At 62.1% G+C, this 20884-nt stretch carries 18 protein-coding genes; 16 read left to right on the plus strand and 2 right to left on the minus strand.

Annotated features, from left to right (window positions below; translation table 11 throughout):
- The first annotated feature begins 22 nt into the window (after positions 1-22).
- From ACLH0I_RS03200 to gspM, 15 genes are all read left to right on the plus strand, one after another.
- Positions 23-1441, plus strand: coding sequence for an FAD-dependent oxidoreductase (locus ACLH0I_RS03200; RefSeq protein ID WP_003196992.1), 1419 nt, complete (start codon positions 23-25; stop codon positions 1439-1441).
- A gap of 239 nt (positions 1442-1680) precedes the next feature.
- Complete coding sequence (gene hemE / locus ACLH0I_RS03205) at positions 1681-2748, plus strand: uroporphyrinogen decarboxylase (protein ID WP_411386274.1); 1068 nt, start codon at positions 1681-1683, stop codon at positions 2746-2748.
- Between the two features lie 331 nt (positions 2749-3079).
- Entirely contained in the window at positions 3080-4543 is a 1464-nt protein-coding gene (gene gbpA, locus ACLH0I_RS03210) for an N-acetylglucosamine-binding protein GbpA (RefSeq protein ID WP_411386275.1), read from the plus strand.
- A gap of 67 nt (positions 4544-4610) precedes the next feature.
- Positions 4611-4889, plus strand: a complete 279-nt coding sequence (locus tag ACLH0I_RS03215) for a hypothetical protein (RefSeq protein ID WP_411386276.1) — start codon at positions 4611-4613, stop codon at positions 4887-4889.
- Positions 4886-5413, plus strand: a complete 528-nt coding sequence (locus ACLH0I_RS03220; protein ID WP_411386277.1) for a type II secretion system protein N — start codon at positions 4886-4888, stop codon at positions 5411-5413. Before ACLH0I_RS03215 ends, ACLH0I_RS03220 begins: the two co-directional genes overlap by 4 nt.
- 7 nt (positions 5414-5420) lie before the next feature.
- Positions 5421-7346, plus strand: coding sequence for a type II secretion system secretin GspD (gspD, locus tag ACLH0I_RS03225; protein WP_411386278.1), 1926 nt, complete (start codon positions 5421-5423; stop codon positions 7344-7346).
- Positions 7343-8815, plus strand: a complete 1473-nt coding sequence (gene gspE / locus ACLH0I_RS03230; RefSeq protein WP_411386279.1) for a type II secretion system ATPase GspE — start codon at positions 7343-7345, stop codon at positions 8813-8815. Before gspD ends, gspE begins: the two co-directional genes overlap by 4 nt.
- Positions 8816-8819: 4 nt before the next feature.
- Positions 8820-10028, plus strand: a complete 1209-nt coding sequence (gene gspF, locus ACLH0I_RS03235; RefSeq protein WP_411386280.1) for a type II secretion system inner membrane protein GspF — start codon at positions 8820-8822, stop codon at positions 10026-10028.
- Between the two features lie 3 nt (positions 10029-10031).
- The gene (gene gspG, locus ACLH0I_RS03240; protein WP_411386281.1) at positions 10032-10490 is read left to right on the plus strand and encodes a type II secretion system major pseudopilin GspG; all 459 of its coding nucleotides are present in this window, start codon (positions 10032-10034) and stop codon (positions 10488-10490) included.
- Between the two features lie 2 nt (positions 10491-10492).
- On the plus strand, positions 10493-10960 hold the full coding sequence (gspH, locus tag ACLH0I_RS03245) for a type II secretion system minor pseudopilin GspH (protein WP_411386282.1): 468 nt from the start codon (positions 10493-10495) through the stop codon (positions 10958-10960).
- Positions 10953-11339, plus strand: a complete 387-nt coding sequence (gene gspI, locus ACLH0I_RS03250; RefSeq protein ID WP_250962284.1) for a type II secretion system minor pseudopilin GspI — start codon at positions 10953-10955, stop codon at positions 11337-11339. The genes gspH and gspI overlap by 8 nt, the downstream gene beginning before the upstream one ends.
- Positions 11332-11865 carry a type II secretion system protein GspJ gene (locus ACLH0I_RS03255; protein WP_250962283.1) on the plus strand — a complete coding sequence of 178 codons (534 nt, stop codon included), beginning with the start codon at positions 11332-11334 and terminating at the stop codon, positions 11863-11865. Before gspI ends, ACLH0I_RS03255 begins: the two co-directional genes overlap by 8 nt.
- Positions 11862-12707, plus strand: coding sequence for a type II secretion system protein GspK (locus tag ACLH0I_RS03260; protein WP_411386283.1), 846 nt, complete (start codon positions 11862-11864; stop codon positions 12705-12707). The genes ACLH0I_RS03255 and ACLH0I_RS03260 overlap by 4 nt, the downstream gene beginning before the upstream one ends.
- Positions 12707-13810, plus strand: coding sequence for a type II secretion system protein GspL (gene gspL, locus ACLH0I_RS03265; RefSeq protein ID WP_411386284.1), 1104 nt, complete (start codon positions 12707-12709; stop codon positions 13808-13810). Before ACLH0I_RS03260 ends, gspL begins: the two co-directional genes overlap by 1 nt.
- The gene (gspM, locus tag ACLH0I_RS03270) at positions 13810-14265 is read left to right on the plus strand and encodes a type II secretion system protein GspM (RefSeq protein WP_411386285.1); all 456 of its coding nucleotides are present in this window, start codon (positions 13810-13812) and stop codon (positions 14263-14265) included. Before gspL ends, gspM begins: the two co-directional genes overlap by 1 nt.
- A 209-nt stretch (positions 14266-14474) precedes the next feature.
- Here the strand turns inward: gspM and ACLH0I_RS03275 are convergent, their stop codons facing one another.
- Positions 14475-15728 (minus strand): MFS transporter, encoded by a 1254-nt coding sequence (locus ACLH0I_RS03275; RefSeq protein ID WP_411387454.1) that lies wholly within the window; start codon positions 15726-15728, stop codon positions 14475-14477.
- Between the two features lie 140 nt (positions 15729-15868).
- Here ACLH0I_RS03275 and ACLH0I_RS03280 point away from each other — a divergent pair, with 140 nt between their 5' ends.
- Positions 15869-16771 (plus strand): LysR family transcriptional regulator, encoded by a 903-nt coding sequence (locus ACLH0I_RS03280; protein ID WP_411386286.1) that lies wholly within the window; start codon positions 15869-15871, stop codon positions 16769-16771.
- Positions 16772-16834: 63 nt separating this feature from the next.
- Here the strand turns inward: ACLH0I_RS03280 and ACLH0I_RS03285 are convergent, their stop codons facing one another.
- Entirely contained in the window at positions 16835-20848 is a 4014-nt protein-coding gene (locus tag ACLH0I_RS03285) for a dermonecrotic toxin domain-containing protein (protein ID WP_411386287.1), read from the minus strand.
- Between the last annotated feature and the right edge of the window lie 36 nt (positions 20849-20884).

The raw sequence follows: 20884 nt of genomic DNA on the forward strand, positions 1-20884 counted from the left end.
AGAGTTTGATGAGGTTTTAACAATGGCTGAACGTCTGAATAACGACTTCCAGTTCATCGATGTCGGGCGCAAGGATCCGAAGAAGAAACTGTTGCGTCAACGCAAGAAAGAGTTCGTGGAAATCTACGAGCCTTTCAAACCCCAGCAGTCGGCCGACCAGGCTCACCGCTGCCTGGGTTGCGGTAACCCGTACTGCGAATGGAAGTGCCCGGTGCACAACTTCATTCCCAACTGGTTGAAACTGGTGGCCGAGGGCAACATCCTCCAGGCCGCCGAATTGTCCCACCAGACCAACACCCTGCCGGAAGTCTGCGGCCGGGTATGCCCCCAGGATCGTCTATGTGAAGGTGCTTGCACCCTCAACGACGGTTTTGGCGCGGTGACCATCGGTTCGGTGGAGAAATACATCACCGACACCGCGTTCGCCATGGGCTGGCGCCCGGACATGTCCAAGGTCAAGCCGACTGGCAAGCGCGTGGCGATCATCGGCGCGGGCCCGGCGGGCCTGGGCTGTGCCGACGTACTGGTACGCGGTGGCGTGACCCCGGTGGTGTTCGACAAGAACCCGGAAATCGGCGGTCTGCTGACCTTCGGCATTCCCGAGTTCAAGCTGGAAAAGACCGTGCTGAGCAATCGCCGCGAAGTCTTCACCGGCATGGGCATCGAGTTCCGCCTGAACACCGAGGTGGGCAAGGACGTGACCATGGAGCAACTGCTCGAAGAATACGATGCGGTCTTCATGGGCATGGGCACCTACACCTACATGAAGGGCGGCTTTGCCGGTGAGGACCTGCCGGGCGTCTACGACGCGCTGGACTTCCTGATCGCCAACGTCAACCGCAACCTGGGCTTCGAAAAGTCGCCGGAAGATTTCGTCGACATGAAGGGCAAGAAGGTCGTGGTGCTCGGCGGTGGCGACACGGCAATGGACTGCAATCGCACGTCGATTCGCCAGGGCGCCAAGTCGGTGACCTGTGCCTATCGTCGTGACGAAGCGAACATGCCCGGCTCGCGCAAAGAGGTGAAGAACGCCAAGGAAGAAGGCGTGAAGTTCCTCTACAACCGCCAGCCGATCGCCATTGTCGGTGAAGACAAGGTCGAAGGCGTGAAGGTGGTCGAGACCCGTCTCGGCGAGCCGGACGCCCGTGGTCGCCGTAGCCCCGAGCCGATCCCGGGCTCCGAAGAGATCATCCCGGCCGACGCCGTGGTCATCGCTTTCGGCTTCCGCCCAAGCCCGGCGCCGTGGTTCGAGCAGTTCAGCATCCAGACCGACAGCCAAGGCCGTGTCGTGGCTCCGGAACAGGGCCAGTACAAACACCAGACCAGCAACCCGAAGATCTTCGCCGGTGGCGACATGGTCCGGGGTTCCGACCTGGTGGTGACGGCGATCTTCGAAGGCCGCAATGCGGCGGAAGGGATCCTGGATTACCTGCAAGTTTGACCGAACGACACCCAACCCTGTGGGAGCGAGCTTGCTCGCGATAGCGGTAGATCAGTCGCCAGATGTATTGGCTGACAAGCCGCTATCGCGAGCAAGCTCGCTCCCACAGTTGTTTTGTGGTGTTAGGAGACTGCGTGGCACCGCGACAAATTGCCCCGATAGATAAAAGGCACGGCTCTTGCCGTGCCTTTTGCGTCGCGCTCTGAGAAAATGCCCGCACTTTTTTTCCGGATGCCGACATGACTGCCCTGAAGAACGACCGTTTCCTTCGCGCCCTGCTCAAGCAACCCGTAGACGTCACCCCGGTGTGGATGATGCGCCAGGCCGGTCGCTATCTGCCGGAATACCGCGCCAGCCGCGCCAAGGCGGGCGACTTCATGAGCCTGTGCATGAACCCGCAGTTCGCCTGCGAGGTCACGATGCAGCCACTGGACCGTTACCCGCAACTGGACGCGGCGATCCTGTTCTCCGACATCCTCACCATTCCCGATGCCATGGGCCAAGGCCTGTACTTCGAGACCGGCGAAGGCCCGCGCTTCAAGAAAGTCGTCAGCACCCTGGCCGACATCGAAGCCCTGCCGATTCCCGATCCGCAGAAGGACCTGGGCTATGTCATGGATGCGGTCAGCACCATTCGCCGTGAACTCAACGGCCGTGTGCCGCTGATCGGCTTCTCCGGCAGCCCGTGGACCCTCGCGACCTACATGGTCGAAGGCGGCTCGTCGAAGGACTTCCGCAAGACCAAGGCGATGCTCTACGACAACCCGCAAGCCATGCACTTGTTGCTGGACAAGCTGGCGCAGTCGGTCACGTCCTACCTCAACGGCCAGATCATGGCCGGTGCGCAAGCGGTGCAGATTTTCGATACCTGGGGCGGCAACCTGTCGGCGGCGGCGTACCAGGAGTTCTCCTTGGCCTACATGCGCAAGATCGTCAGCGGCCTGATCCGCGAGCACGAAGGCCGCAAAGTCCCAGTGATCCTGTTCACCAAGAACGGTGGCCTGTGGCTGGAAAGCATCGCCGATAGCGGCGCCGACGCCCTGGGCCTGGACTGGACCTGCGACATCGGCAACGCTCGTGAGCGCGTTGGCCATAAGGTTGCGCTGCAAGGCAACATGGACCCGACCGTGCTCTACGCCAAGCCTGAAGCGATCCGCGCTGAAGTCGGGCGGATCCTGGCCAGCTACGGCAGTGGCAGCGGCCATGTGTTCAACCTCGGCCACGGCATCACCCCGGAAGTCGACCCGGAACACGCCGGTGCTTTCCTGCGGGCGGTGCATGAGTTGTCGGCGCAATACCACGTTTGATTTCCCGTCACCCAGCCTGTCCGGCCCCGCGCCGGACAGGCTTTTTTTTGTCCGCGGTTAACCGTTGGACCTATAACCAGTCGATTATTTTTGGTGTATTTGTTTGCTTTTGTTTGTTGGGGATTTTTGTTCGTAAGATGTTTCTCTAATTATGTAGGGGAAATCGAATCAGAGATCATTCCTTCTATGTTGAGAGATTTATCCTACATAGAGAATCCTCAAGTTTCTATAAGGTTCCGGGCACTTGTAAGGGCGGGCGCTGAGCCGTCTGGCGCGCCTTTCGAGCAGGCGGTGACACGTCTTTCATTTTGATGACTAGTCTGGGATTTATATGAAAAATAACTTCAACAAGGGCAATGTATTAACGGGGTGTGCGTCTTCATTAGTTCTGTTGTCGGCCATGGCTGCATCGCAAAGTGTACTGGCCCATGGTTTCGTCGAAGTACCGCCTTCCCGTGCACTGTTGTGCCAGCAAGGTGTCAATCTGAACTGTGGCGGGGCGCAATACGAACCGCAGAGTACCGGCGAAACCTTCAAGGGTTTCCCGAATGGTGCAGGCGGCGGGCCGTTGCAGGGCCCTATCGACGGTAAAATCGCCAGCGGCGGCAAGGCCAACTTTTCTGCACTCGATGCGCAATCGTCTTCGCGCTGGCACCTGACCGAAATCAAGGACCGCAACATTGCCTTCCAATGGCGCTATAGCGCGGTGCATCCGGCGACCAAGCATGAATACTTCATTACCCGCGACGGTTGGAGCCCGAACGAAGCGCTCAAGCGTGCCTCGTTCGATAGCACGCCGTTCTGTACGGTGGATGGCGGTAATCAACTCCCGGTGAGCGGAGCCCCGCACAACTGCGTCATTCCGGACAGTAAATCGGGTCATCACGTCATCCTGGGTGTCTGGACAGTGGGTGATACCGATGCCGCCTTCTACAACCCGGTGGATGTGAACATCCTCGCCGAAGCCGCGTTGCCGGGTGGCTGGTCGCCGGTGGGCAGTATTGCGCCATCGACCCAACTCCTGGTGGGTGACAAGGTCAAGGCCCGGGCATTTTCCGCCACCGGCGAAAATGCCGAGTACAGCCTGGAGATCAGCATCGACAACGCTGAGGAAGGCAAGGCTGAAAACTGGTCGTTCAAATTGGCCGAGGCCCTTAACAGTGCCTATCCACTCATTCGTGCCGGCATTCGTGACGAAGACGGCAATATCACGCCGATCAAGGGCACCAACAGCCTCTATGCCCAGAAAGAAAGCGGTGTGACCCGCTATGAAGTGCAACTGGAAATGCAGGAAGACGCCGGCGCCAGCATGGGGATTTCCTCCCTGCAGCCGGAGTACGTACTCGACAAGGGTCGGGTCAGCATGGCGTTCACCGCGCAGACAAACCGCCGGATGAACCTCGAAGCCACATTGTTCGATGAGAAGAACAAGCAAGTGGGTGTCGTGAGCAAGGTGGGTGAAGGCAGCACCGGGCTGAGCCTGGACGTGCGCAGCGCCCCGGGGGTTCATACCCTGACGCTGGTGGGTACCACCGAAGACGGGCGTACTACTCGCCAGGGTACCAAGTCGGTCACTCTGACCGGTGAAGGCGCGGGTATCGAATACGACTTCGTGTTCCCTGAAGGCATCAGCGACTACACCGTCGGTACGAAAGTGCTGCAGCCCAAGACTGACGAAGTCTTCGAATGCAAGCCATTCCCATATTCCGGCTACTGCAAACAGTACTCCCCGACATCGAACGGCTTTGAGCCTGGTGTCGGTGCGTCCTGGCAGAGCGCCTGGGACAAGCTGTAAGTCCTGACAAGCATGGCCCCAGCCGATCCGTACGGGTTGCCTGGGGCTTTCACATGAGGACGCAGTGATGTCTATCCATTACTCCAGGCGGCGGGTGCTGCTGCACTGGTTGTCGGCGGCCATTATTTTATGGGCGTTGGTGTCCGGTTTTTATGTGGCGTTCAACCCGGTCTCGGCTTCGATCGAGCATTGGGTCGGGTCACTCAACGTGTCGCTGACGACGCTTTCGCTGCTGGTCGCGCTGCATCTGTGCGCCGTGCTCTGGCATGAGCTTTCCGGACGCAGGGTGGTGCGGCGAATGTTCTTCGCCAAGCCTGCGGGCACGTTCCAGCGAGCGCAAAGGTGAGCCTGTCTTTGTGGGCCGGCAACCGTTTGCCGAAGTTGGCACTGGTGCTGGTGCCGCTGCTCTACGGCGTATTCCTGGCGGGGCAAGAGTGGCGTTTTCGCCAGGCATTGGACCGTAACGTGCCGGTAATCGCCGACTCGCCGGTGGCGCCGGCCCGTGACTTGCCCAACGTGCAAGCGGTGGCGACCGTGCTCGGCCTGGCGCCTGAAGGTGCCCAGGCGCCGAGCGCCGAGCCCATTACCTTACAAGCCAGTTTTGTTGCCGACCAGGGATTGTCCCGGGCCTTGCTGGCGGACGCCGCCGGCCCGCGTGTGTACCAGGTCGGAGAGCGCTTGCCCGGTGGCAGCGTGCTGCGCCGGGTCGAGGCCAGCCATGTGACGTTGTGGCGCAATGGCCGGGAAGAGCGGTTGGCCCTGCAACCAGCGGCCAAGCCCTTGCTGCGTCGGTTGGGCCTCGAAGACGGGCGCCATGCTGCGCTGCATTCCTCGCAATACCTACGCCCGGTGGCGGGGCAATCAGAGTGATCGAATCATGAATAGCTTTATCCGGGATCGTGTATCGCGCGTCCTGTTCTGTCTTGCCGTGTCCTGTCCATTGGCGTTCGCCAGTGCACTGCAAGCCGAAGAGACTCATTGGCAATTGGCGATGAACAACGCGGAACTGCGCGACGTGGTCGAGGAGTTCTCAGCGATCCTCGGCAAGACCGTGGTGCTCGATCCCAGAGTCTCAGGACGCATTACCGTCATGTCCCGCGAGGCGCTGGACCGCGAAGGCGTGCGTCGGTTGTTCTATTCGGTCCTCGATGCGCATAACTTCACGGTGATCGACGAGGGCGAGCGCATCCTGATCATGCCGGTCAGCGATGCGAAGACGCGCGCCGCAATCGCGGATGCAAAAAGCGCCACGCCGTCGCAGTTCGTCACCCGGGTCCTGGACCTGCAATCAAGCATCGCCGCCGACGTCGCCGGGTTGATCCGGCCCTTGGTGTCGGCCAATGGTTACGTCGGCCCTTCGGTATCGTCCAACGCCCTGGTGGTCACCGACACCGCTGCCAATGTCCAGCGCCTCGCCGACGTGGTTCGGCAGTTGGACTCAGGGCGCAACCGCAATCATGTGGCGGTGCGGTTGCGGCATGCCCAGGCCGGGGACATCGCGCCGCTGATGGAAGCCTCCGTCGGCAAGCGCGAGGGTGACATGGCGGGCGTGGTGATCGCTGATGCCCGCAGCAATCGACTGGTGATCATCGGCCCGCCGACGGTGCGCCAGCGCCTGGTCGACCTGGCCCGGAGCCTGGATGTCCCGGCTGCGGCATCCCAGGACAACGCCCGGGTCATCCGCCTGCGCCACAGCGATGCCAAGCAATTGGCCGACGTGCTGGAAGGCGTCGGGCAGGATAAAAAAACCACACCGGCACTCGCTGGCCAGCGAGACATTGCCGCCACCCGCCCGTTCATGATCAAGGCCGATGAAAGCCAGAATGCCCTGGTGCTGATCGCCGACCCGGCCCAGATTCGTATCATCGAAAACATCGTCCGTGAACTGGATCAACCTCGGGCCCAAGTGCTTATCCACGCAGCCATCGTGGAGGTTTCCGGGGACATTACCGAAGCCTTGGGCGTGCAGTGGGGCCTCGACAGAGGCAGCGCGACCGGGTTTATCAACTTTCCGGGTACCGACATCCCGATCATCGGCAACCTGAACCTCAGTGAGCTGGATAAAGGACCGGAAGGTGCGATCCTGCGGCTGGGCGGCGACCGCTTCAGTGCGCTGATCTCGGCGCTGGCGAGCAACACTCACAGCAACCTGCTGTCCACCCCCAGCCTGCTGACCCTGGATAACCAGGAAGCGGAAATCATCGTGGGCCAGAATGTCCCGTTCAAGACGGGCTCCTACGCCACCAGTGGCAACGGCGCGGACAACCCGTTCACCACCGTGGAGCGCAAGGACGTCGGCATCAGCCTCAAGGTCAAGCCCTACATCAACGAAGGCTCGACCTTGCGCCTGGAAGTGGAGCAGGAGGTTTCGGACATCGCGCCGTCTGTTTCCGGCGTGGACTCCTCCGACCTGATCACCAACAAGCGCGCCTTGAAGAGCACGATCCTGGCGGACGATGGCGAGATCATCGTGATCGGCGGCCTGATCCGCGACAGTGTCCGCACCCAGCAAAGCGGTGTGCCGCTGTTGCGCAGCATTCCGTATTTGGGTGCGTTGTTTCGCTGGAACCGCGACACCCAGACCAAGAGCAACCTGATGGTGTTCCTGCGCCCGACCATCGTGCGCAGCAACGCAGACCTGGCCGAGGTCAGTCGCCAGCGCTACGACGCGCTCCGGGAGCTGAGCAAACCCGGCTCGCGAAAAAACAATTCGCTGCTGCTGCCTCGGGATGCCCACCAGCTGTTCGAGTCATCGACCGATGCACTGGCGATCGATCCGCAACAGCGCTCGGGTGCCCTGTGACTGACCCGCGAGCCCCATTGCCCTTTGGTTTCGCCAGGCGCCTGGGCGTGATGCTGGAAGGCGCGGGGCCGACGTTGAGCCTGGTCATGCGCCGCGATACACCGCTCACCGCCGTGGCCGAAGTGCGGCGTCTGTGTGGGCGGGACTTGCCGATCCAGATACTGGAACCGGCACAGTTCGCTGCGCGCCTGGCCAGCGTCTATCGCCAGGGCCAGAGCGCCGCCGAACAGGTCGCCCAGGGCCTGGACGAGGAACTGGACCTGCTCAGCCTGGCCGACCAGATGCCGCAGACCACCGACCTGCTGGAGCAGCAGGGCGATGCGCCGATCATCCGGCTGATCAATGCCTTGCTCAGCGAGGCCGTCCGCGAGCACGCCTCGGACGTGCACCTGGAAACGTTCGAACAGTACCTGTCGGTGCGCATGCGCATCGACGGTCAGTTGCAGGAAATGCTCCGGCCGCGCCGGGAACTGGCGAGCCTGCTGGTGTCGCGGATCAAGGTCATGGCGCGCCTGGACATCGCCGAAAAACGCGTGCCCCAGGATGGGCGAATGGCCTTGCGCCTGGCCGGGCACGAGGTTGATGTGCGGGTCTCGACCCTGCCTTCGGCCCATGGCGAGCGGGTGGTGTTGCGCCTGCTCGACAAGCAGGCCGGGCGCCTGGAGCTGCAGCGCCTGGGCCTGCCCGACGACACCCTGGCGAGTCTGCGCCAGTTGCTCGGCAAGCCCCACGGCATCGTGTTGGTCACCGGGCCCACGGGCTCGGGGAAGACCACCAGCCTGTACGCGGCGCTGAGCAGCATCAATGACCAGAGCCGCAACATTCTCACCGTCGAAGACCCCATCGAATATCACCTGCCGGGCATCGGCCAGATGCCGGTCAACCCGAAAGTCGACATGACCTTCGCCCGCGGTTTGCGGGCCATTTTGCGCCAGGACCCGGACGTGGTGATGGTCGGTGAAATACGCGACCGCGAGACCGCCGAAATCGCCGTCCAGGCGTCGCTGACCGGGCACTTGGTGCTCTCGACCCTGCACACCAACACCGCCGTCGGCGCGGTCACGCGGCTGGTGGACATGGGCGTGGATGCCTATCTGCTGGCGTCGTCCCTGGCTGGCATCGTCGCCCAGCGCTTACTGCGTCGTCTGTGCCCGTCCTGCAAGACGCCGTACGTGGCTGACGCCGCCACCTGCCGGCGCCTGGGCCTCGACGCCACTGCCGCGCCCCGGTTGTTCAAGGCCCAGGGCTGCGAGCAATGCCAGAAAGGCTATCGCGGGCGCTTCGGGATCTATGAGCTGGTGAATGTCAGCGCCGTCCTGTCGCAACTGATCCACGAGGGCGCCACCGAGCAGGCGCTGGCCGCCGAGGCGCGCAAGACCTCCCGCAGCCTGTTCCAGGACGGTCGCCAGCGGGTGCTGAAAGGCCTGACCAGCGTCGACGAGCTGCTGCGCATCACCCAGGAGGATTAGCACCATGCCGACCTTCGACTATCGGGCCGAAGACGCCCAGGGCCGCCGCTGCAAGGGCCGTGTGGAAGCCGACAGCCCGCGCCATGCTCGCCAGTTGCTGCGCGAGCGCGGCTTGCTGCCCAGCGAACTGGCTGAAGCCAAGGAACCGCGAACCTTGGGCGGGCGGCATGCCGGAGCGCGTTTGAGCCCGGCAGATCTGGCATTGCTGACGTTGCAGTTGTCCACCTTGATCCAGGCCGGCCTGCCCCTCGAAGAATCCCTGGGAGCGGTGGCGCAACAGAGCCAGAAGCGCTGCGTCGCCCACCTGCTGGCGGCGGTGCGCAGCCGGGTGATGGAAGGCCACGCATTGGCGACGGCCCTGAGGGCCTTTCCCCGGGCGCTCCCCGAGCTGTTCTGCGCCACGGTCGCGGCGGGCGAGCAATCCGGGCACCTGGGGCAAGTGTTGGAGCAGTTGGCGAGCTACACCCAAGCGCGGCAGGCATCGCGCCAGCGCATTCAACTGGCGTTGGTGTATCCACTGATCCTTATGTTGGCCTGTGTCGCGATTGTTGGCTTCCTGCTGGGCTACGTGGTGCCGGACGTGGTGAAGATTTTCATCGACAGCGGCCAGCCGTTGCCTTGGCTGACCCAGGCGCTGATCGCCGTGAGCGATGGCTTGCGCCGCTATGGCCTGTTGATGCTCGGTGCGCTGGCCGGGCTGTTCGGGCTGTGGCGCTGGAGCCTGCGCCAGCCGGCGTGGCGCCTGCGCTGGCATCGTTTGCTGTTGCGGCTGCCGGTGTTGAGCGAAGTGCTGCGGGCGATGGAGGCGGCGCGATTTGCCAGCACCTTGGCGATCCTGAGCAAAAGCGCGGTGCCGTTGGTGGATGCCTTGCACATCGCCGCGCAGGTGATCGGCAACCTGACGATCCGCGCCCGCATGGCCGACGTCGCCCGTTCGGTCCGCGAAGGCGGAACGCTTACGCATGGCCTGGAGCAGGGCGGCGATATTCCGCCGTTGATGCTGCACATGATCGCCAGCGGTGAACGGGCCGGCGAACTCGACAACATGCTCGCCCGGGCCGCCGAACAACAGGAGGCCAGCCTCGCGGCGCGTATCGCGCTGGTGGTGAGCCTATTCGAGCCGGCCATGTTGGTGTTGATGGGCGGCGTCGTGCTGCTGATCGTCATGGCCATCCTCCTACCGATCCTGAGTCTCAACCAATTGGTGAATTGAACGATGAAACTCCAAAGCAACCGATCCGCACGTTATCCACAACGCGGCTTCACCCTGATCGAAATCATGGTGGTGGTGGTCATCATTGGCGTGCTGGGCGCCATCGTGGTGCCGCAGTTCATGAGCCGACCCGACCAAGCCAAGGTCACGGCCGCCCGCACCGATCTCCAGGCGATCGCCACGGCCCTGGAAATGTACCGTCTCGACAACCTCCAGTACCCCTCGACCCAACAAGGCCTGGAGGCCTTGAGCAAACGCCCGTCCGGCACGCCCGTAGCCAGGAACTGGAACCCCCAGGGATATCTGAAAAGCCTGCCGATCGACCCCTGGGGCACGCCCTACCAGTACCTCAACCCTGGGCACAAATCTGTCGATGGCAGCTATGACCTCTACTCCCTGGGCGCCGATGGCGTACTGGGCGGTGAAGGGATGGCGGCCGACATCGGCAATTGGGCCGAGTGAACATGCAGCATCGTTGCCGGGGTTTCACCTTGCTGGAGCTGATGGTCGTCATCGTCTTGATCGGCGTCCTGGCGGGCATGGTCCGCTTCGCCACGGGACCGAGCCCGGCGCGTGAAGCCCGGCAGCAGGCCCGGGACTTCGTCGCGGTGGTGCAGCAATTGCGCGAGCGGGCGGTGTTGGACGGGCAGGAATACGGTGTGCGTGTGCAGCCTGGCGGTTATCAGGCGTTGCGACTCCAAGCCCAGGACTGGACGGCGGTATCGGCGTTGCATCGATTGCCCGAGGGCCTGACGCTCGGGCTGGAGCAGGAGGGTCATGTCCTGCGCCTCGACGACGTTCAAGGCCCGCCGCAATTGCTGATGCTCAGCAGTGACGAGATCAGCCCGTTCAGGCTGCTGATCAAAGTCGCGGGGCAGGCGATTGCCCGGGTCTCGAGCGATGGCCTGGCGGAGCTGCTGATCGATGAGTAATGCGCGCGGGCAGGCCGCCGATTGCCGGGGGTTCACGCTGTTGGAAGTCATGATCGCCCTGGCGATTTTCGCGACGCTGGCGGCGGCCGTGCTTTCGGCCAGCCAGTTCGTGCTCAAGCAAAGCGCTGGCCTGGAGGACCGTCTGTTCGGCGCCTGGCTGGCGGACAATCAGTTGAGCGAACTGCGCCTGCAAGCCGTCACACCGCCCGGACAACAGCGACTGAGCCGGCACCTTGATCGCCGCGATTGGGTCTTGCAACAGCGGATCGCCCCGGCTCGTGATGGGCGGCTGTTGCAGGTCGAGATCCAGGTTCGCCGCGGCGACAGCGCGACCGTCGCGTACCGCACCATCGGGTGGATCCGAAGCCATCATGAATAAGCAGTCGGGTTTCACCTTGTTGGAGCTGGTTATCGCCATCGGCATTTTTGCCTTGCTCGGCCTGGCCAGTTGGCGGTTGTTCGATGGCGTCGTGCGGACCCAACAGGGAGCCGGTCAGCATGAGCGCGACATCCGGGCCTTGCAGCGCGCTGTCGGCGTGATCGAACGGGATGTGTGGCAGGCGGTTGTCGACTCGGTCGTGCTCGCGCCGGGGCACTTGCGCTTGCAGCGCAGCCATTGGCGCAACCCGTTGGACCAGCCGCGCAGCGAACGGCAAGCGGTGAGCTATCAGCTCCAGGGCGGCGCGTTATGGCGCGAGACAGTCGGTGAAGGCACGACGCTTGCGCAGCGGCAGAAATTGCTCGACGACGTCCACAGCCTGAGCTGGCGGGTGTTCGACCGCCAGCAGGGCTGGCACCGCGAAACCGCGAGGGGCAGCGCGCCGCTGGCGCTGGAATTGATCGTGTCGGCGGGGCGTTTCGAGCAGATCCGTCGAGTGTTGCTGTTGCCAGAGGCGCTGCCATGAGGCGCCAACGCGGCGTGGCGCTGATCAGCGTGCTGCTGGTGCTGAGCCTGGCCTTGCTGCTGGTCGGTAGCCTGTTGCGCAGTCATCGCCTGTTGTTGCACAGCAGCGCGCAGCAACTGCAACAGGTCCAGTTGCGGCAATTGGGATTGGCGGGGGAAGACTGGGCGCGGGTGGTGTTGGAAGGCAGCGGGATCACCTCGTCCGGGCCCGTTGACCTGAGCCAGGATTGGGCTCGGCTCGAGCCCGTGTTGGAGGTGGACGGCGCCGAGCTGCGCATCGCTATCGAGGATTTGTCCGGGCGCCTGAATCTCAACACGCTGCTGGCCCTGGGGCAAATCGATCAGGTCAGCTTCGGTCGCTGGAGTCGCCTGCTGGCCTTGCTGGATCTGCCGCCACTGACGTTGCCCCAGGTCGGGCCGGTGCAGGAGTTGAGTCAACTGCGTCTGCTGCCAGGCGTCGACGGCCAGACGCTGCAGCGCCTGGAACCCTGGGTGGTGTTGCTGCCCAAGGACGCGCGGCTGAACATCAATACCGCCTCGCAGCGTGTGCTGATGACCCTCGATGGGATGAAAGCCGGGCCCACCCAGGCATTGGTCAACCAGCGTCGTCACGCGCCATACGCCAGCGTGCAGGCGTTTACCAACGACCCGTTGCTGTCCGGAGTCGGCCTCAACAGCCATGGGTTGGGCGTGGGCAGCCGCTGGATTCGAATCACGGTGAGCGTGATCCATGGCGACAGCCGTCTGCGCCTGGCCTCGGATATCGAGCGCGATTCTGTCAGTGGGCGCTGGACGGTTCGTCAGCGTCGTTTCTTACCCTTCAGCCCCAGCGAGTTTCCTTGATGAAAGCCTGGCTTTACCTGACCGCTGAAGGCCTGGACGCGCCTTGCGCCAACTGGCCATGCTGCGTGTGGTCGCCAACCGGCGAGCGTCGTCGCCTGCCGTTGCACGAGGCGGCCGGCGAGTTGAACGGCCGGCCCGTCGATGTGCTGTTGCCAATGGAAATGTGCAGTTGGTTGCGCAGCGATCCGTGGCCGTCTCGACGCCAGCCCCGGCCCCAGGCCCTCGCATTCGCCATCGAAGAGCAACTGAGTGAAAACCTGGAGGCGCTGCACATCAGCATCGGCCCGCGGGACCGTCAGCACCGCTATCCGCTGATGGTGACGGCGCGGGGCCGGTTCCAGGCGCTGTTGGCGCTGCTCGCCGAACAAGGCATCGATACCCGTGCGGTGCATGTCGATGCTGATCTGATTGCCGATGACCAGGCGTTTGGGGTGCGCTGGTTCGGGCGCTGGCTGTTGGGTGGAGGGCTTTCGGCGCGGATGTCGTTGTCAGTAAAAGGCTTGGCAACGCTCAAGCCTGGCTTGCCTGAGGAGATGCACTGGCTGGACGAGGAGCGTGATCGCCAAGGCATCGATGAGTGGCTGTTGAGCACGGGCGGACATCCCATTGACCTGTTGCAGGGCGAGTTCCGTCGGCGCCGCCAACCGCTGCCGTGGCGGGGCACCTCGGTGGCTGCGCTCGGCGCGCTGATGCTCACCTGGGTCTTCAGTGAAACGCGCATAGGCTTTCTTGAAAGTGAAACCCGGCGTCTGTACGTCCAAAGCGAACAGCGATTCAGGTCGTTGTATCCGGAGCAGGAACGGATCGTCGACCTGGCGGCGCAGTTCCAGGCATTGCAGAGCCGTCGTGGGCCAGGTCCGGACACTCAGGTTGCGCGTCTGACCCGGCTGACCGAGCAGGTGATCGGTGCCAGCAACGTTGAGGTGCAGCGCATCGATTTCCGCGAAGGCGAAGGCTGGAAAATCCAGCTGACGGCGAACAGTTTTGTCGAGCTTGAACAACTGCGTGAACGCGGACAGCAAAACGGATTGCCCGTCACCCTGGGCAGCGCCAGCAAGCAAAACAACCGCGTGCAGGCCATCCTCACACTGGAGAGCCGTTGATGAACATCGATGGATGGCGGCTCTTGAAACAGGCCTGGGGAAACCTCTCGCGCCGAGAGCAAGGCTTGTTGCTGGGGCTTGCCGGATTGTTGTCGGTGGCGCTGGCCTACACCGCGATTTGGCAACCGACCCGGCAACGACTGGAGGTTGCCGAACGACAGCATCGCCAACAAGCCGAACTGAACGCCCGGATCCAGCGCGCCGAACCCTCCCGGCATAGGACTGCCGCCACCCGACCCTTGTCGGTGCGCGTCAATGCAAGCGCGACGGCAGCGGGGTTGGACATGGCGGAAATGGAGGCCGACGGCGACTCGTTGCGACTCGCTGTCAGTGGCGATGCGAGTGCGTTGCTGCAGTGGTTGGATCAACAAGAGCGGGAGGGGGCGGTGCTGCGATCGCTGACGCTGGAAGTGGAAGAGGGTGTGCTGAGTGCTCGGGTGGTGTTGCGTCAATGACTCACCGAACGCACAACAACGTTGATCAGGAATATGAGCTTTTGTGGCGAGGGAGCTTGCTCCCGCTCGGCTGCGCAGCAGCCGTAGACCGGTTTGCAGGGCGTACCTGTTGCACCGCGGTCTCTGTTTTTGGGGCGGCTGCGCCACCCAGCGGGAGCAAGCTCCCTCGCCACAAAGTAGCCACGCTGTCCCGGAGGTGGAAGTGAGGGCTAGACCTGCACATTCCCCGGCAACAACGGCAATTTCGCCAGCTTCACCGCCACCCACAACGCAATCACCAGCAAGCCACCAATGAACAAACCGATCCCGTTCCAGCCGCCCAGGTGCCAGGCCACGCCGCCCGCCGTCCCTGCAACGCTGGATCCAGCGTAATAGCTGAACAGATAAAGCGACGAGGCCTGGCCCTTGGCCTTGAGGGCGCGGCGGCCGATCCAACTGCTGGCCACCGAATGGGCGCCGAAGAAACCGAAGGTGAACACCAGCATGCCCAGGATCACCAGCCACAGCGGCGTGGCCATGGTCAGCAAGAGGCCCGCGAGCATCAGCGCGATGGTCGCCCAGAGCATTTTGCGCCGACCGAGCTGGTCCGCCAGTGCGCCGACTTTTGCCGAGCTGTAGATGCCCGACAGGTACACCACCGACAGCAACCCGACGAAGGCCTGATCCAAATGATAAGGCGCGGCCAGCAGGCGATAGCCGATGTAGTTGAACAGCGTCACGAATGCGCCCATCAGCACGAACGCTTCGAGAAACAACAGCGGCAACCCGGCATCGCGAAAGTGCAGGGTGAAACCGTCCAACAGACTGCGCGGATGCAGGGAACGGGGACGGAAGTTGCGTGACTCGGGAAGAATCCGCCAGAACACCGCCGCCGCAATCAGCGCCAGGCCACCTACCACCAGCATCGCGGTGTGCCAGCTGACGAAGTCGATCAAGACCCCGGCGATCAGGCGTCCGCACATGCCGCCGATGGCGTTGCCGGCGATGTACAGCCCCATCGCCAAGCCAATGTGCTTGGGGTGGATTTCCTCGCTCAGGTAAGTCATCGCCACCGCCGCCAACCCGCTCAACGACAGCCCGACGAAGGCGCGTAGCAGCAGTACACCTTCCCAAGTCGGCATCATCGCGCTGGCAATCGTGCACAGCGACGCGGCGAACAACGCCGTGACCATCACCGATTTGCGGCCGATGCGGTCGGAAATCGGACCGGTGATCAACAGGCCGATGGCGAGCAGGCCGGTCGCCACCGACAAGACCAGGCTGCTCTGCGCCGCGTTTATGGAAAACTCCTTGGACAGCAGCGGCATCATCGGTTGCACGCAATACAACAGGGCGAAGGTCGCAAAGCCACCGCAGAAAAGCGCCAGCACCGTGCGCATGAACAACGGCGTGCCTTTCTCGATATAGATGTCCTTGAGTTCGACGGCGACGTCCTGCGCACGCGGCGGGATTTCATGGGCCAGTGGAGCGACAGCAGTTTTCACGGTGGACCTCGCAAGGACACGATCAGGCAGGCGATGAAAAAAGCATATAGCCGGCTAATGTTTCTATCCAATATATTGTTCGACCTGTTTAAGACGTTAAACGACCTATTGGGGGGCCCATGGAACTGCGTCACCTGCGTTATTTCATCGCCGTTGCCGAAGAACTGCATTTCGGCCGCGCCGCGCTGGCCCTGGGGATCTCCCAGCCGCCGTTGAGCCAGCAGATCCAGGCACTGGAGCAGGAGATTGGCGCGCGGCTGTTCGAGCGTACCAATCGTCGGGTCGAATTGAGCGAGGCCGGACGGTTGTTCCTTGAAGAAGCGCGACGGGTATTGGCCCAGGTCGACAAGGCCGCCGACGTGGCCCGCCGTGCGCAACTGGGGGAGTTAGGCGAACTCAAGATCGGCTTCACGTCCTCGGCACCGTTCAACTCGACCATTCCCCAAGCCATCTTCGCCTTCCGTCAACGCTTCCCGGCCGTTCACCTTAACCTGCGGGAAATGAGCAGCACCCAGGTCTCGGATGCGTTGGTGGACGAAACCATCGAGGTGGGCATCATGCGGCCGTTGCCGCTACCGGATTCACTGGTAGCCATCGAGCTCAGCCGCGAACCCTTGGTAGCCGTGCTCAGCGCCAAGCATCCGCTCGCCCAGGGCAGCGACGAAGGCTTGTACTTGTCGGCGCTGGCCCACGAGCCTTTCGTATTTTTCCCACGAAGCTACGGCAGCGGTCTTTACGCCCAGCTTTTAACGTTGGCCCGCGACGCCGGTTTCAGCCCGCACTTCGCCCAGGAAGCCGGGGAGGCCATGACCATCATCGGCCTGGTGGCGGCTGGCCTCGGGGTCTCGGTGCTGCCGGCATCTTACCAACGCATGCGTATCGACGGCGTGGTCTATCGGCCGCTGCTCGACCCGGCGGCGGTTTCGGCGGTGTGGCTGGTCCAGCGCAAGGACCAGCGTTCGCCGATGGCACAAGCATTCATAGGGCTGTTGACCGACGGAGCGCAATCATCCAGTGCCTAACGATGGCATTCGACGCAGGCCGCGCCTGTTTGCCCAACTCCCGGGGCTGGCCTTGCGCTTGGCTTAGTCCCCCCAAAACGTGGCGTGTCTGGTGGCGTGATAGTCGTAGAAGCCTTGGAGAATCCAGGTATTGCCTTGACGTTCGAATGCGGCGCGCCATGCGCCCCGTCCGCCGCCGGGAGCCAACTGTGCCATGTCGTACCAGTAATAGCGGTTGATTTTTTTAGTGGTGATTCTGCCGGCTCGGAGGTCATCCATGATTTCGCTGACTTTCGCCCGGGCGGGGGCCGGGAAATTGTCATATGACATCTGCGCGTCAGCCAGGGGACTGACTGTCACCGTGTACTCAGGGATAACCGTCGAGGGCTTCGCCGCGGCAGGGGCAGGAACCGAAGAGGCTGCTTGTCCGGTCACCTTGTGGGAGGCGGCTTGGGTGACCAGCTCGATATCGAATGGGCTGTAGTTTTTGAGGGAGCGGGTGAAGGTATCGATGTCATTTTCGGTGGTGAGAAGCGCACTTCGCTGTGTCTTGCCCCGGTTAATGATGATATGGCGAATTTTGTAGTTCCTGATCTCCGTGAGCAGCCCGGGCTTGTGTCGGCGCAGTCGCTCTTTTCGAAACTCATCAATATTGTCGATTCGATATTCCGGTGATTCGATATAGGCCTCTCTTGCAGCAACCACGGAGGGTTCGTCTCCAGGGAACAAGGTGTCAAGTTTGGATTCCAGCCGTTTCTCGACAACTTGGACTGTGTCGCTGATGTCTTTCGATATTTTGTCGACGGCGTCTTTTTTTCGCCCGTTTCTTGGAGTGATCACAATGTATTTCGCACCGGTTACGTTATCCGGCAGGATAGTTGCACTGGCCTTCAGGCGTCCTTCGAGGATGAATTCCTCCTTGTGCAGGATGAGCGTGTCATAAAGTCGATATTTTTGCGGAAGGCTCAGGGAGAGGTTTTTTTCTTTTTGAAGCGTACCACTCGTTTGTTCGACCAGATCCCAAATGCCAAGCTTATGAAGTAGATGTTTACGTTTGGGGTCGTAATCTTTAGCGTTCTGCCGATTGATCTGTTTCAAGTGCAAGCGGTAGCTTTCGATATTGGGGGCGCCTATATCGTTCATGCTTTCTTGAAGTACGCGGTCCAGCAATGTTTCCGGCATTGAGTGAATCACACGTTTCATCACATCGACTGCCTCACTGGGGAGGTCATGCCCGTTGGGCAGGACCCCTTCCACCAAGGCGTTGTGTTTCTTGTCTTCCGGACGTTCTTGGGGTCGACTCCAATACACACCACCGCCGAGCAAACGCCGGCGCTCCTGAACGGTCCATTGGCCGTTTTCCCACGTCACTGTGCGCTGGTCCGTGCGGTTGTTCGGCGCGTAGATGACTTGCTCGCCGTCCTGGAAAGCCGTCTTGAAATAATCTTTGCCTAGCTTCAGATAACCCTGCCCGTGCAAATCCCTATAGCGGTTGCGCCCCTCCGGCACCAGGCCCTTGCCCTCGAAGCCTTTCAGTTGGAATGCCTCCAACCGCGGGTCCGGCATGCGAGGCAGCGATGCCAAGGCCGGGTAGGCGTTGCCTCTGGGCCGCGTCGCGCGGGCCATGATCAAGTCTTGGCCGCCCTCGGCCAGCACCTCACCCAGTCCGCGGATGAAATCGCTTGCCCACTGGCTGACGCTACCGCCTTCATCCTGTATCGCCGAGACGGCCGCACCGCCTGCCATGGTCGGTAGAATCGCGCGTCCCACTATCCCAGCCAAGCGCCCTGCCGGGACCATCGACATAGCCCCCGTCAACAGGGCTACACCGTTGCGACGCCCTTCCCGAGCCGCCGCGCTGTCGCGTTCGGCGTTGGTCACTGTCAGGGCCTGTACCGTTTTGAGGGCATGGGTTATTTGCGTTTCATGCAGTGCCTTGAACAGGTCTCCCTCGACCACGGGTGAAGTGACTTTCAAGGCGAAATCGCTTCGCGTCCTGTCCTTCGACCAAGTGAAAACAGATTGCGTGACCTTCTTGATTTTCTCTGGGATGGTCAGGTTGTCCTCTGCCGGCAACAGGCTTGCGAGCTGTGCGGCTTGCTCCAGCAGCGGAAGTTGGGAGATCAGCCAGCGGGTCATTTGCGGTGTGGCCGTGAGGGTCTGCGCCAACGCCGTCTGCAGCGCTCGACCGCTGCCTGATGCATCCACGTCCCTGAAGGTCTTTCCATCCGGCGCACCTGGCGTGTACAAGGTCAACGAAGGGCGGCTGGCGAATGACTTCACTCCGAACGCAAGCAGGTCCTTCAGCACGCTGTCGCCCCAATGCAATTGCCGGACGACCACTTCGTGCCCGTTGACCTTGTCACGTCCCGCCGACCCAGGGCAATCCAGCGCCGCCAAGACCAGCTTCAAGCCGGTGTTGTCCTTGTCGTGTCGCAAGTCTCCCGAGATGTGGGCCGCCCACACCTCGGCCCGCATTTGCGTTGCTTTCACACTCATCCATTGAGTCTGTCGCTCCCGTGCCATGCGTTGCAGCACCACCGGAAGGCGCGCACCCACGTCTGCCCGCTCGATGACCTCGACAATCTGCGGGAAGCTCAACGGGCCGACCACGGTGTGGTGAGCTGCCTGGCGTTCATCATCTGTCAGGTTGGACATCGCCCAGTCCGTCAGGGAGCGCCTGTCGTCATGGAACGCTTGCGCACTGCCCATGGAGACCCCGGACCCGAACGGTGAATGGCCCGTCGGTGCGTGCGGATCAAGCGCCTCTTTTCGAATGCTCAGGGTGATGTCTTCAGGGTCGGCAGGTGGGTATTTTTCCTTGATGTAGCCGGCGAGTAGCGTGCGGGCCTGGTCTCGAATGGCCTCTGGAGTGGCCATCGACACTGGGTCCGGCGGTGCTGGCGTATCGGCGATGGTGTTCTGCAGGGCCTGCGTCGCTTTCCACCATGCCAGGCGATCGTTGCCGATGATGTGCGGGTTGGCGTGGAGCCAATGATCGAGGCTTGCCAGTTTCAGCCGAAACTCACGTTCGTCCAGGACGCCAGCCAGATCCAGTCGAATACCCAGGTCCGCTGCGGCGTCCAGCCGATGCACCCAACTGGAGATGTTTTCCCCTTCGACAATGTCATCCGACAAAGCATCGCGAATGGCGGCTTTTTGCGCCGTACGCACGTCCGTGGCCAAACGCGTCAGGAAGTTTTGCGCCAACGGCACGAGCTCCACCTCATCGGCGGCGCTGTCGCCTATGAACGAGGTCTTCAGTTGCTGCAAATTCTCGTAGATCTCCAACGGCTTACCGGGACGGTACAGTACGGCTCCGCCCCAATCCGTATCTGCGTTGTGCCGGGACAGGGCAACGGCGCTGGTCACCGGAACGGACAATCCCCAATCAAGGTAGATGGCGCTCAGGCTGTACACCCAGGGCCTGTAACGTTCCGCCAGCTTGTTTCGAGACGCCGCGTCCGGCGCCGACAGCGAGTCCATTATCGCCTTGTGCATCTGCCGGCTCAGCGTCTTGTCGTGTAGATGAAGGTCCGCCAGTGCCTTGAGTTGCATAGCGAGTTCGTCCGCCAACCAGCCGTTGATGCTTCGTCCCTGGCTGAACGCGGCGGGCCTATCCCAGAAGCTATCCAGCGACGTCATGAGCAGCTGTTCATAAGCGACTGGCGTGGTATTGAGCAGTTGACGGAATTTTTCTTTCGCCCGGCGACTGTTCAGAAGGGTGGGCACTCGCTTGGAACTGTCCAATTCCTGGACTATTTCAAGGTTATCCAGATCCGCCAAGCTGTCGCTGATATCGACCTGGCCGGTGATGGCGCGCCAGAAAAGAAGCTCAAGGCCGGTGATGTTTTTATCCGTTGGCCCGGAGCTCGACCCGTCGGGTTCATGCCCCGATTGAGGGATCGGAGTTTTTTGCGATACGCGCACGGACAGCTTGTCCACTGCCATGTCGACCGGCAGGATGGGGAAGCTTCGTTTGAGCCAATGGTCCAGGTGCTGCCGGGTGACCTCAGAAGGCCGTGGCGCAGCTTTGCTCAGGTTTATCATTCGTTGCTGCGAGGCGTTGATCTGGCCCGATAAGTCGTGATCCAACATAGTCTCTTCCTGGGAAAGTTTCGGAAAAGACAAGCT

The sequence above is a fragment of the Pseudomonas sp. MPB03 genome (assembly GCF_046605385.1).
Taxonomy (GTDB): Bacteria; Pseudomonadota; Gammaproteobacteria; order Pseudomonadales; family Pseudomonadaceae; genus Aquipseudomonas; species Aquipseudomonas zanjanensis.